We start from the raw sequence: 12141 nt of genomic DNA on the forward strand, positions 1-12141 counted from the left end.
TTGTGATTGAGGGCACAAAAAATCCCCGCGGACGGTGTCACGCGGGGATGAGTGATACGAGCCTGGTGATTACATCACGCGCATACCTGGCTGTGCGCCTTCATGAGGCTCAAGAATCCATAGCTCGCTGCCACCAGGGCCTGCTGCTAGGATCATGCCTTCCGACATACCAAATTTCATCTTACGCGGCTTAAGGTTCGCAACCATCACGGTGAGTTTGCCTTCAAGCTCTTCGGGTTTGTAAGCAGACTTAATACCAGAGAAGACTTGACGAGTTTCACCGCCGATATCGAGTTGGAACTTAAGCAGTTTGTTGGCTTTTGGCACTTCTTCGCAAGAGATGATACGAGCGATCCGCATGTCCACTGCGGCGAATGCATCAAATTCAATCTCATCGGCGATAGGATCTTTATCCAGCTCAGTTTGGCTCACTTGGTGCTTCGCCGCTTCTGCTGCTTCCTTCGCTGCCACTTCGGCTGCCGCATCTTCTTTAGACGCTTCCACCATCGCTTCCACTTTCTTCGGATCAATGCGATTGAACAGCGCTTTGAACTTAGTGATTTCGTGATCGGTCAGTGGTGACGCGACCCCTTCCCATGTCAGCTCTTCGTTTAGGAAGGCTTCAGTGCGTGCAGCGAGCGCAGGCATCACAGGTTTTAGGTACGTCATCAATACGCGGAATAGGTTGATACCCACAGAGCAGATGTCTTGCAGCTCTTGGTCTTTACCTTCTTCTTTCGCAATCACCCACGGCGCTTTCTCATCGACGTATTGGTTTGCTTTGTCAGCAAGGGCCGTGATTTCGCGGATTGCGCGACCAAACTCACGGCTCTCATAAAGCTCTGCGATGCGAGAAGCCGCTGTTGCGAACTCGTTGTATAGTTCTGGCTCTGCAAACTGTGCTGAAAGCTTGCCGTCAAAGCGCTTACTGATGAAGCCTGCGTTACGTGATGCTAGGTTAACAATCTTGTTCACGACGTCAGCGTTCACGCGCTGAGTGAAGTCTTCAAGGTTGAGGTCGAGGTCATCGATGCGGCTGTTGAGCTTCGCCGCGTAGTAGTAACGTAGGCACTCTGGATCTAGGTGATCTAGGTAAGTGGCTGCTTTGATGAAGGTGCCTTTAGACTTAGACATCTTCGCGCCGTTAACCGTTACATAGCCGTGGACGAATACGTTGTCTGGTTTGCGGAAACCGCTGCCTTCAAGCATCGCTGGCCAAAACAGAGAGTGGAAGTAAACGATGTCTTTCCCGATAAAGTGGTAAAGCTCTGTTGTGCTGTCTTTTTTCCAGTACTCGTCGAAGTCGAGATCATCACGCTTGTCACACAGGTTTTTGAACGAGCCCATGTAGCCAATTGGCGCATCTAGCCAAACATAGAAGAACTTGTCTTTTTCACCTGGGATCTCGAAGCCAAAGTAAGGGGCGTCACGTGAAATATCCCACTGCTGCAGGCCTGACTCAAACCATTCTTGCATCTTGTTGGCAGTTTCAGCTTGAAGAGAACCAGAACGTGTCCACTCTTTCAGCATGCTTTCGAACTGAGGCAAGTCGAAGAAGAAGTGCTCAGAATCTTTCATGATTGGCGTCGCGCCAGAGACCGCTGATTTAGGATCAATCAGTTCCGTTGGGCTGTAGGTTTCACCACAGTTGTCACAGTTATCACCGTACTGGTCTTCGGATTTACACTTCGGACAGGTCCCTTTTACGAAACGGTCCGGAAGGAACATCTCTTTCTCAGGGTCAAACAGTTGAGAAATGGTACGGCTAGAAATAAAGCCGTTTTTCTTTAGCTCTAAGTAGATGTGTGACGCTAGCTCACGGTTCTCTTCTGAGTGTGTACTGTGGTAGTTATCAAAGCTAATATCGAAGCCAGCGAAGTCTTTTTGGTGCTCTTCACTTACGGCAGCGATCATCTCTTCTGGTGTCATCCCCATCTGTTGTGCTTTTAGCATGATTGGCGTGCCGTGAGCATCGTCAGCACAGATGAAGTTTACAGTGTTGCCACGTAGGCGTTGGTAGCGTACCCAGATATCGGCTTGAATGTGCTCAAGCATGTGACCTAGGTGAATCGAACCGTTAGCGTACGGAAGGGCACAAGTTACCAGCAGTTTCCTTGGATCAAGGGTTCTTGGATCGTTTGCCATACTTAATATTCGCTTCTTAAGGTGTAGGAAAAAATAGACGGTAATACTACCTTATCCCACCAGTGACTCCAAGGTATCTAGTTGCTCAAACACCCAGTTTTTTCAGGGTTCTGTCAGGACCTCGGGAGTGATAGCATGGGCAGTGCTATCCTTCTGTACAAAGAGCGTGTGTTTTCTGCGCGCCCTCCGCCAGTTCAGTGGGTCTTATAACAAGGAGCATTCATGCAGCAGTTTACTTCCAAGCAAGCGCTATGCGACTGGCTTAATCAGTTTCAACATCCACAGCTTGTGGCCGATTGGGCCTCAACGCCACATCTCGTTCATGTCGCCGCCGACCAATGTCAGATTCGACTGCCGTTTTCTTCGCGCTCTTTGCCTAGTGAACTCAATACTTGGATTGAAGGTCAGATTGAGCGCGGTCAAATCCAGCGTTTCCCGTATTCTATCCAAATCGATGTGAAACCGCTCAGCACTCATGTGAGCGCGGAAGTGAAAGGCGTGAAAAATATCCTTGCCGTAACCTCAGCCAAAGGCGGTGTCGGAAAATCGACAACGTCGGTCAACTTGGCGTTGGCGCTCGCCGCAACAGGTGCCAACGTCGGTTTGTTGGATGCGGATATTTATGGGCCATCGGTGCCGATGATGATTGGTCAGCAAGACGCCAAGCCACAAGTGAGAGACAACAAGTGGATGCAACCTATCAAGGCGCACGGCATCGTGACGCAATCTATCGGTTATCTGGTCTCTAAAGACGAAGCCGCGATTTGGCGTGGCCCGATGGCCTCTAAGGCGTTAGCTCAGCTGTTGAATGAGACCGAATGGCCAGATTTGGACTATTTAGTGGTCGATATGCCGCCGGGTACGGGGGATATTCAACTGACGCTGGCGCAGCAAATCCCCGTCACCAGTGCTTTGATTGTCACCACACCGCAAGATTTAGCGCTCGCCGATGCACGTAAAGGCGCGGCGATGTTCAATAAAGTAGAGGTGCCGGTTGTCGGCTTGGTCGAGAACATGAGCTACCATATCTGTTCTCATTGTGGTGAGCGTGAGCACATCTTTGGCGCAGGCGGCGCAGAGAAAATGGCACAAGAATATGGGTTGGATCTGCTCGCTCAAGTGCCGCTGCATATAGCGATGCGTGAAGACATCGATCAAGGCGTGCCTACGGTGGCGGCAAGGCCAGACTCAGAACACAGTCAAATCTACCTTACCCTTGCCGAAGCGATCACTGCGCGCATGTATTGGCAAGGTGAAGAGCGCCCTGCGGCAATCCAATTCACCATGGTCGAGTAACCCTCACTTGGTGTAATCGATTGCTTGCGTTTTTCTCCCTTCAAATGCGGTTTTGTTGCTAAGTGTGACTAGCAACAAACCGCGCTTCTCCCTATAATCAGGCGGTTTAACCAATTTACACTGATATGCATGCGTCTATTTGCACACTTGCTAATATTAGTGAATATGACACCAATTCAAACATCGAGTGCAAGAATAATGTCTGAGAATAATCAATGTGTGATCGTCGGTATTGCTGGCGCGTCTGCTTCTGGGAAAAGTTTAATCGCAAGTACGATTTACCGTGAGTTGCGTGAGAAGGTGGGCGATCATCAAATTGGTGTGATTACGGAAGATAGCTACTACAACGATCAAAGCCACCTTAGCATGGAAGAGCGTGTAAAAACCAATTATGACCACCCAAGTGCGCTAGACCATGACTTGCTTTGTGACCACCTAGAACAGTTGACCCGCGGTGAAGCGGTGGAAGTCCCTGAGTACAGTTATACTGAGCATACCCGCCTAGATAAAACCACCACGTTAACCCCAAAGAAAGTCATCATCCTTGAAGGCATTCTTCTCCTGACTGACCCGCGTCTACGTGATTTGATGCATGCGACGGTCTTTATGGACACGCCGCTTGATATCTGTTTGCTGCGCCGCGTGAAGCGTGATGTGGAAGAGCGTGGTCGTACAATGGATTCCGTTTTGAAGCAATATCAGAAAACGGTTCGCCCGATGTTTATGCAGTTCATTGAGCCTTCTAAACAATATGCGGACATCATTGTGCCTCGTGGCGGTAAAAACCGTATCGCCATTGACGTGTTAAAAGCGCACATTGCAAAACTTCTGAAAGCATAACCCCCGCGGGGTTTATTTTTTTAGTGAGAAGTGGCACTTTAAGTGCCACTTTCTTTTTATGGCGACAAGTATTTGTTCAATCACGACTTATACTTGGGGAAGTCCTAAAATTGTCTCTTACTTAGCAAGGATAATGCTGATGAAGAAGTTACTCATAGCCATAGCGGTCGTCGTTGTGGTCCTCTTTGGCGGGGTGGTTGCATTGGTAACCCTCGTCAATCCCAACCAATTTAAACCCCTGATTGTCGAACAGGCCAAAAAGCACACCGGCTTAGATCTGGTCATTGAGGGGGATATCAGTTGGCAGTTTTTCCCATCGATTGGCTTTGAGCTCGGTAAAACTGAACTGAGAAACCCAGCCGGGTTTGATAAACAAAATCTGTTTAAAGTCGATTCAGTGGGTATTGATGTCTCGGTCATGCCGCTATTTAGCCAGCAGCTCAACATTGGCAAACTTCGCCTTGATGGTGCTGAGTTCGCGCTGATCACGCGTAAAGATGGCTCGACCAATTTGGATGCTTTGACTCAATCGTCATCCTCATCGCAACCGGCGACTCAAACCCAGAGTACGGCAGGGGACGTAGCAAGCTCAACCAGCAGCGAGCCGTCGTCAACCGCAACAGAAGCTGGGGCCGCTTGGAGCATCAATTTCGCTGGCGTGAGCGTCAGTAATGCCGCTGTAGAGATCCAAGACCTGCGTACAGGTAGTTTCACCAAACTGTTCGATGTGGCGTTTAACTTGTCTGAGTTTGTCTTCGATGAGTGGAGTTCAGTGACGTTTGCAGCGAAAGGGCAAAACAACCAACAAGTGTTTGAAACCAAGGGTGACCTTGAGCTCAAATTAGCCCCCGGGTTGCGTGATTATGCGCTGCGCAATATCAACCTAGATAGCCGTTTTAGCGATCCAAGCACCAAGATGGAATCCATTAAGCTGGCGCTAGAGACGTTTCAGTTTGATGCGGTGAATCCGTTGACTTTCGAGATCAAAGGCCAAGCCGCTGATATGGACATCGATATGACGGGCGCGGCCAAACTGAGCGTTGATAAAGCGATGACGCTAGTGCAAGTGAATCAATTCACGCTCGACGGTCAATTGCAAGGCGAGAGCCTACCTCAATCCCCTATGGCTATTGGCTTGTTATCGGACATACGTTTTGATCTCACTAAGAGTCATCTGAGCCTTGTGCTGAGTAAACTGACTGCCAATGCATTGCAATTTGATGGCAAAGCCGACGTCACCTTGGCCGAAATCGCGAAAGTGCGCTTTGCGCTTCACAGTCCAAACATCGACTTGGATGAATTTCTTGGATTAGGCGAAGCCAGCTCAAATCAAGGCGAATCTTCCGACTCATCTCAATCGACGTCAAGTTCTTCACCGCAATCAGGCACGTCACAAGCGGGGACGTCAGCTGCGAAACAACCGAGTGCAGAAGTAGAACCTGACTTGTCAGCGTTGGCCAATTTGGACGTGAAGGGTGACATCACCATCGATAAGTTCAAGGCCAACAACGCCAAGATGGAGAAGGTGAGCACAAGCTTCTCGATTGACCGAGGTGTGGTTGATTTGAGCGCCTTTACCGCCAACCTCTACCAGGGCAGCGTCACGGCCACAGGACGATTGGATGCGCGTAAGAGCCCAGCGACCTACAGTGCCAAAAAACAGATTCGTGGCGTGAAAGTGCAGCCTTTGCTGGTGGATGTGGCCAACACTGATCAGTTGGAAGGCACAGGTAACATTGATGTTGACGTCAAAGGTAGCAGTTTGACTCCAAGTGGTATTCAGCAAAATCTTGTTGGCACGATAGGAATAAGTTTCACCGATGGTGCGGTCAATGGGATCAACGTTGCGCAGTTGATTCGTGAGAACTACGCCAAGATCAAAGGTCAAAAAGTGGAAGCGGCAACGGGCGTTCAGAAAACCGACTTTAGTGCGATGAAAGCTACGTTAGTCCTTAACAAAGGCAATGTATCGACCAACGATCTCACCATGCAATCCCCTCTGCTACGAATACGTGGTCAAGGCGGAGCGAACTACATCAAGCAGACAGTGAACTTTACCGTGAGCACTTCAGTGGTCGGTTCTTTGGAAGGTCAAGGCGGTAAAGATATCGATGAGCTGAAGGATGTCACGATTCCAATTAACATCTCCGGCTCGTGGGATGCGCCTAAGTTCAAGTTAGTTTTTGATGATGTACTGAAGCAAAAAGCGCAGAAAGAGATCGACCGCGGCTTAGAGAAGTTAGACGGGAAAATCAAAGACAAAAAAACCAAGGAAGCCGTCAACAGTTTGATCAAAGGTTTGTTCAACTAACCTTACAGCGCATCACAACAACAAAACAAAAGCCTAGCTCGCGATTGTCGCAATGAGCTAGGCTTTTTTAACTCCCAGTAATGGGAAAATCGTGTTACCAATCCACCCCTTTGAGGGCTTTGACGCCAGATTCAAAGGCGTGCTTGATGTTTTTCACTTCTGAGACGGTATCGGCCATCTCAATCAAACTGCGATGGGCACCACGCCCGGTGATGATCACCGATTGCATTGCTGGGCGTTGCTCGAGTGCCTCGATGACTTCTTCGAGTTCAATATACCCATAGCTCACCATGTAGGTGAGCTCGTCAAACAGAATCACATCCAGTGATTCGTCTTTGAGCATGCGCTGGCACTCTTTCCACACCACTTGCGCCGCTTCGGTATCAGTGGCTTTGTTTTGCGTTTCCCATGTAAAGCCTGTCGCCATCACTTGAAACTCGACGCCAAGTTTTTCTAACAGGTTGCGTTCGCCGTTCTCCCAGGTTCCTTTGATAAACTGCGCGACAGCACACTGTTTACCATGACCGACCGCGCGAGCAATTGTGCCAAACCCTGAGGTGGATTTGCCTTTGCCGTTGCCCGTGATGATGAGCAACAAGCCTTTCTCTTCTTGCGCCGCTGCAATTTTCTTATCAACTTGTTCTTTGACTTTCTGTTGACGCTGTTGGTGTTTTTGCTCTTTGTGAGAAGGTGCTTGGTCTGACATATCGTTACCTTGTGATCATTCCTTTGCTCGCCATCATAGCGGACAACGCAAAGGGAAAAAACCGTCATCGACTGTGGTTACTCTCTCGCGTGATATCACATTTTGAGAGGGAGAAGTTTCATCCTGCTGGGATAGATTTCATATCGGCAATCTAAAAAGTGTCGCTGTTCAAGATATGGATAACAACTTGAATTTACGAATGTTGTATCCCTTAGCCACGGTGTATAACCAAGATGTGTTTTGAGAAGGAGGCACAGAGGTGATACACCCGACTTGGCAACGATACGCGATGGCCGCAGCCCTGAGTTTTATCCCATTTAACACACAAGCTGACGTGTCCAATCAAGATACTTTGGTTCAATCTGGGCGGTTAAATACGACGTCTGTTCCACTCTATGGCGCAGAAGTCTACAGCCTTGACAAAGTCACATTTGGCAAGTTCGTAATGAGGATGAAGTTGGTCTCTGCGCCCGGCGTCGTCTCGTCTTTTTTCACCTATGATAATGAATCCTGGCAAGGCGGCATTCCTTGGCGTGAGATAGATATCGAGGCGATCGGCAAAGCGCCCAACCAACTGCAAACCAATCTCATCACAGGCGCCCTTAACGAGCGGATTCACTCCGAACATCTCCATCCCGTGCCACTGAATACCTTTCAGGAATACACGCTCATCTGGACTCCAGATGAAATCACTTGGTTGGTCAATGGTGAGGTGTTGCATCGCGTATTAGCCAAGGACTCGCAACAGGTGATAGACATGCGAGACAGTCCGCAAAGTTACCGCATGAACCTTTGGGTCTCTGAAGCGGCGGATTGGGTGGGTAAGTTTCAGCCTGAGCAACTGCCACTCACCCAGCAAGTGGATTGGATGGAGTACTACCGCTATCAAGATGGGCAATTTGAGAAGGTGTGGCGTGATGATTTTGATAGTTTCGATCACACGCGCTGGGGAGCAGGGGATTGGTCCTTTGAATCGAATCTGGTTACCTTTCATCCCGATAACGCGTTTGTCGACAATGGTCTGTTGCACCTTCGCTTATCCAGTGGCGAGTAGTTGAGGCGCCGACAAGCGGTATTCTTACCCTTTGTCTTGATGTGAGAGTTGAACCCGCCTAGCGTCTCAACTAGAATCCACGTTTTGATTACTACTATTAGGTCACAAGTATGAGCGATACCAACGCCAAACCTGAGTTACCGGATCACCTATCAGGCAACCCACGCAGCCCACATCACATCGCTGAGTGTTTTGAACACCAAATCGGCATTCGCCTAAATGGCAAAGAGCGCAACGATGTGGAAGAGTACTGCATCAGCGAAGGCTGGGTAAAAATCCCATCACCGAAAGCAAAAGATCGCTGGGGTCAACCGATGCTGATTAAACTCAAAGGCGAGGTTGAGGCTTACTACAAGTAAACCGCCCCTATGAGAATTCGAAAGAGTGAAGCCCGTGCTTCACTCTTTTTTTATCTGCGCGTATTGTCTTGGAATCGACGGCGCGTTTCCTCAATGAGAGAAAACGCCGGCACATTGGTCAACTGAAAAGGAAATCCATCATGAACATCACTCAGTGTTCCTCCATCCTTGTCGTCTGCATGGGCAATATCTGTCGCTCTCCGACGGGCGAAGCGGTGCTCAGAGCGAAAGCAAAAGAGCTAGGCGTTGAAGTGGAGATAGACTCGGCAGGAACCATCGGTTACCACCAAGGTCATGCGCCGGACCCACGTGCCCAGGCGGCAGGAAAAAAGCGGGGATATTCGTTTAAAGGGATTCGAGCACGGCAAGTAGAGCCCAATGATTTTGCTCGCTTTGATCTCATTTTGGCGGCAGATAGGGACAACTTAGCCGATCTTGAAGCGCAGTGCCCACGTGAGCATCAACATAAGCTCAAACTGTTTCTCAGTTACATTGATGCAGACGTGGATGAAATACCTGACCCATATTATGGCGGAGATGAAGGGTTCGAGAATGTGCTCGATCTGATTGAGCAGGCGAGCGAGGCTATTTTGCAACGCTAAGCGGCCATTACGCGTCCACTGAAGTAATCATTGGCGACGATATACTCGGTATTGCGGATCAGCTCGTCGTGAATCTCCGACCAATGAACATCGTCAACATCATAGCTGGGCACGACACCGCCAACGCGAATGTTGAAAGGCGTTAGCTCTTTAGCCCAGCTTTGGGTAAATCCGGCCACCATGGAGGTGGCGTTGTCGAAGCCAGATAAATCTCGATAATCCGCATGGGCGATAACGTTGACGATTACCCCGTTTTTCTTTTCCATCCTCATTCGCTCTGCGGTAGCTTGGCCGAAGCTAAATAGCGTCGCTGCCATGTGGGAAAGCTGCTGAGTAAAAATCTCGCGGCCGCTCTGTTCAAGAATGGTCGGCATCGCATGGCTAGTGATGGCGTTGATCAACACATCGGGTGAGTGACCTAACGTATCATCCATGTAATGAAACAGATCGTGAATGGCATCGACACTGTAATCAACAATCGCACAGGAGTAGATCTTAGTGGAGATCTGCTGACAGCTTTGCACTGTTTGTTGCAAGCGAGCGGAGTTTTTGTCGCACAGAACCAAGGTGGCACCTAGCGATGCGAAATGAGACGCGAGCGTACCACCAAGCTGAGAGCCTGCAGAAGTAATTAATATTACTGCATTTTTTATATCCATCGCTCGTCTTCCTTCTCGTCACACTTGACTACTTTGTTCATATAGCATGGTAGATTAACTGTTACTTATATGTGAATAACTTCAAATAAGTTGTGCGCATCTTTGAGCAGAGCGTGTTTCTTTGCGGTGTTTCACACTCTCTAGTTGAACGGGTGAATATGTATACAAAATGAGACAACGAGAATGTGATCCTGCGTCAATAGCAAAGGTGTTAACCCATTAAGTTTGTAGGGAAATTTGGAACTGACGTTGAGCGTGGATCAGCTGATTGTAGAGATCGGCCGGCATTAGCTCACGCGGTGTTTGTTCTGCCAGTTGACGCCTCTGGTGACCAGAAAGGTTGTGATAGACCTCTTCAGGAAGATCGTGTGTCTCTTCGGGTAAATAGGTCAAGGTTTCCGGTGTTAGGTAGTGGGACAACTTAGCACTGGCGAGACCACTGGAGTGAAAAAGCGCCGCTTGTTGCGCGGAAACTGCGTATGAGCTTTGATCCGAACGCAGAGTTTGCGGAGACGGCAACTCAAATCGACGGCGCAGGGCCGCTTCACTGCTGTCAATCGTATCGATTTTTTCCACTGGTGTTGTGTCGCGGACATCATCAGAGAACAAAGAGAGAATCAGCGCAAAATCGGCACGGCGACCTTCGTGCACCGCATGATTGATGCCAGTGCCAAACTGAAGCTCGTTGATGACGCTCGCTTTGTCTAAGGTATGAATCGGGGTGTGCATATGTCCTCGCTTGATGTCTATGTAGCGGCGAGGGGACAAAAAGCTTGAGAGCAGGTATGAAAAAAGCCAGCTGACTGCTGGCTTTTTAGGCGACTAAATTCCAATCCTTTTGGGGGAGGGGATTATTTTGCTAGGTTTTCTGCAACGAAGTCCCAGTTAACCAGTGCCCAGAAACCGTTCATGTAATCTGGACGAACGTTACGGTAGTCGATGTAGTACGCGTGTTCCCATAGGTCAACCGTCAGTAGTGGCGTGGTGCCTTCTTCTGTTAGTGGCGTCGCTGCGTTTGACGTGTTCACGATATCTAGTGAGCCGTCAGCTTTTTTCACAAGCCATGTCCAAGAAGAACCGAAGTTGTTGATTGCCGCATCAGTAAACTTCGCTTTGAATGCGTCGAACGAACCAAAGGCTGCGTTGATGGCATCGGCTACTGCGCCTGTTGGCTCACCACCCGCGTTTGGAGCAAGACAGTGCCAGTAGAAGGTGTGGTTCCAGATCTGTGCAGCGTTGTTAAAGATGCCGCCAGAAGATGTCTTGATGATCTCTTCGAGTGTTTTGCCTTCGAACTCAGTACCTGGGATTAGGCCGTTGAGCTTAACCACGTAAGTGTTGTGGTGCTTGCCGTGGTGGAAATCTAGGGTTTCTGCTGAGATGTGTGGTTCTAGTGCGTCTTTCGCGTAAGGAAGAGCGGGTAGTTCAAATGCCATTGCTCGATTCTCCATTGATTTGAAAGGGTTAGCCCTTTCGATTGCTTCCAGTGTTATTTATTATTCACAGCTTGCACGCGGCTTGCTGTGGTCAATGTGCTGACTTGCGTTCTAGTTTAGCAAGTTTTTACTTTATTAAAAGAGTTATTCGGATCCGATCACTGCAAAATTCTCGTCATGAGCCCGTCGGCTTTTGCAAGACACCGCATTGTGCAAATAGTGTCGCATTCAAGCCCAAATCTGTGCAAGGATTAAATCCCTTCTTATTGTAGGCTTTTTATTCTGCGCTAATGGTTTAGAATGTCCAGAATATTTGCAGTAACTCCATTAAGAGGAAGCAATGGAAACTATCGATAAAATCAAACAGCAAATCGCAGAAAACACGATCCTTCTTTACATGAAAGGTTCCCCGAAACTACCAAGCTGCGGTTTCTCATCTCAAGCAGCGCAAGCTTTGATGGCTTGTGGCGAAAAATTCGCTTACGTAGACATTCTACAAAATCCAGACATCCGTGCAGAACTGCCAGCGTATGCGCAGTGGCCAACGTTCCCACAATTGTGGGTAGAAGGTGAGCTGATCGGTGGATGTGACATCATCATTGAGATGTTCCAAAAAGGCGAATTGCAGCCACTGATTAAAGAAGCCGCGGCGCGAGCAGGCAGCGACGAAGAATAATACTGGTTATATTTACAGTTTTTCTTGATTTGTAAGGGCGACATTGGTTAATGTTGC

12 protein-coding genes are annotated in these 12141 nt (G+C 48.8%); 7 read left to right on the forward strand and 5 right to left on the reverse strand.

Annotated features, from left to right (window positions below; all coding sequences use genetic code 11):
* Nucleotides 1–69: 69 nt before the first annotated feature.
* Nucleotides 70–2145, reverse strand: a complete 2076-nt coding sequence (gene metG, locus AC6R0L_RS09820) for a methionine--tRNA ligase (RefSeq protein WP_500629001.1) — start codon at nt 2143–2145, stop codon at nt 70–72.
* 222 nt (nt 2146–2367) lie between these two features.
* Between metG and apbC the strand changes: the two genes are divergently transcribed.
* The 3 genes from apbC (at nt 2368) to AC6R0L_RS09835 (ending at nt 6592) form a co-directional block, all read left to right on the forward strand.
* Nucleotides 2368–3441: an iron-sulfur cluster carrier protein ApbC gene (gene apbC / locus AC6R0L_RS09825; RefSeq protein ID WP_500629002.1), complete on the forward strand. Its 1074-nt coding sequence runs from the start codon at nt 2368–2370 to the stop codon at nt 3439–3441.
* A 198-nt stretch (nt 3442–3639) separates the two neighbouring features.
* On the forward strand, nt 3640–4281 hold the full coding sequence (gene udk / locus AC6R0L_RS09830) for a uridine kinase (protein WP_487903407.1): 642 nt from the start codon (nt 3640–3642) through the stop codon (nt 4279–4281).
* A 139-nt stretch (nt 4282–4420) separates the two neighbouring features.
* Nucleotides 4421–6592, forward strand: a complete 2172-nt coding sequence (locus AC6R0L_RS09835; RefSeq protein WP_500629003.1) for an AsmA family protein — start codon at nt 4421–4423, stop codon at nt 6590–6592.
* Nucleotides 6593–6686: 94 nt separating this feature from the next.
* Here the strand turns inward: AC6R0L_RS09835 and cobO are convergent, their stop codons facing one another.
* On the reverse strand, nt 6687–7298 hold the full coding sequence (gene cobO / locus AC6R0L_RS09840; protein WP_500629004.1) for a cob(I)yrinic acid a,c-diamide adenosyltransferase: 612 nt from the start codon (nt 7296–7298) through the stop codon (nt 6687–6689).
* Nucleotides 7299–7557: 259 nt separating this feature from the next.
* Here cobO and AC6R0L_RS09845 point away from each other — a divergent pair, with 259 nt between their 5' ends.
* The 3 genes from AC6R0L_RS09845 to AC6R0L_RS09855 all read left to right on the forward strand — a co-directional run bounded on the left by AC6R0L_RS09845 (nt 7558) and on the right by AC6R0L_RS09855 (nt 9313).
* Entirely contained in the window at nt 7558–8352 is a 795-nt protein-coding gene (locus tag AC6R0L_RS09845) for a family 16 glycosylhydrolase (RefSeq protein ID WP_500629005.1), read from the forward strand.
* 110 nt (nt 8353–8462) lie between these two features.
* Entirely contained in the window at nt 8463–8711 is a 249-nt protein-coding gene (locus tag AC6R0L_RS09850) for a DUF3297 family protein (protein ID WP_500629006.1), read from the forward strand.
* A 140-nt stretch (nt 8712–8851) separates the two neighbouring features.
* Complete coding sequence (locus AC6R0L_RS09855) at nt 8852–9313, forward strand: low molecular weight protein-tyrosine-phosphatase (protein WP_500629007.1); 462 nt, start codon at nt 8852–8854, stop codon at nt 9311–9313.
* On the opposite strand, the gene AC6R0L_RS09860 is transcribed toward AC6R0L_RS09855, so the two are convergent.
* From AC6R0L_RS09860 to sodB, 3 genes are all read right to left on the reverse strand, one after another.
* Complete coding sequence (locus tag AC6R0L_RS09860) at nt 9310–9972, reverse strand: SDR family oxidoreductase (protein ID WP_500626029.1); 663 nt, start codon at nt 9970–9972, stop codon at nt 9310–9312. The two genes, AC6R0L_RS09855 and AC6R0L_RS09860, sit on opposite strands and share 4 nt — an antisense overlap.
* A gap of 219 nt (nt 9973–10191) precedes the next feature.
* Nucleotides 10192–10701, reverse strand: a complete 510-nt coding sequence (locus AC6R0L_RS09865; RefSeq protein ID WP_487903411.1) for a VC2046/SO_2500 family protein — start codon at nt 10699–10701, stop codon at nt 10192–10194.
* A 122-nt stretch (nt 10702–10823) separates the two neighbouring features.
* On the reverse strand, nt 10824–11408 hold the full coding sequence (gene sodB / locus AC6R0L_RS09870) for a superoxide dismutase [Fe] (protein WP_334552697.1): 585 nt from the start codon (nt 11406–11408) through the stop codon (nt 10824–10826).
* Nucleotides 11409–11748: 340 nt separating this feature from the next.
* Here sodB and AC6R0L_RS09875 point away from each other — a divergent pair, with 340 nt between their 5' ends.
* A complete protein-coding gene (locus AC6R0L_RS09875; protein WP_334552696.1) occupies nt 11749–12084 on the forward strand; it encodes a Grx4 family monothiol glutaredoxin in 336 nt (111 codons plus the stop codon).
* Nucleotides 12085–12141: the final 57 nt, after the last annotated feature.

Source organism: Vibrio sp. R15-SG3-ISO1A (assembly GCF_059833955.1).

What these genes read in the sequence shown, in the direction of transcription:
- metG (WP_500629001.1), bottom strand. Translation starts at nt 2,145, where the DNA reads ATGGCAAACGATCCAAGAACCCTTGATCCAAGGAAACTGCTGGTAACT.
- apbC (WP_500629002.1), top strand. Translation starts at nt 2,368, where the DNA reads ATGCAGCAGTTTACTTCCAAGCAAGCGCTATGCGACTGGCTTAATCAG.
- AC6R0L_RS09850 (WP_500629006.1), top strand. Translation starts at nt 8,463, where the DNA reads ATGAGCGATACCAACGCCAAACCTGAGTTACCGGATCACCTATCAGGC.
- udk (WP_487903407.1), top strand. Translation starts at nt 3,640, where the DNA reads ATGTCTGAGAATAATCAATGTGTGATCGTCGGTATTGCTGGCGCGTCT.
- AC6R0L_RS09860 (WP_500626029.1), bottom strand. Translation starts at nt 9,972, where the DNA reads ATGGATATAAAAAATGCAGTAATATTAATTACTTCTGCAGGCTCTCAG.
- sodB (WP_334552697.1), bottom strand. Translation starts at nt 11,408, where the DNA reads ATGGCATTTGAACTACCCGCTCTTCCTTACGCGAAAGACGCACTAGAA.
- AC6R0L_RS09835 (WP_500629003.1), top strand. Translation starts at nt 4,421, where the DNA reads ATGAAGAAGTTACTCATAGCCATAGCGGTCGTCGTTGTGGTCCTCTTT.
- AC6R0L_RS09865 (WP_487903411.1), bottom strand. Translation starts at nt 10,701, where the DNA reads ATGCACACCCCGATTCATACCTTAGACAAAGCGAGCGTCATCAACGAG.
- AC6R0L_RS09875 (WP_334552696.1), top strand. Translation starts at nt 11,749, where the DNA reads ATGGAAACTATCGATAAAATCAAACAGCAAATCGCAGAAAACACGATC.
- AC6R0L_RS09855 (WP_500629007.1), top strand. Translation starts at nt 8,852, where the DNA reads ATGAACATCACTCAGTGTTCCTCCATCCTTGTCGTCTGCATGGGCAAT.
- cobO (WP_500629004.1), bottom strand. Translation starts at nt 7,298, where the DNA reads ATGTCAGACCAAGCACCTTCTCACAAAGAGCAAAAACACCAACAGCGT.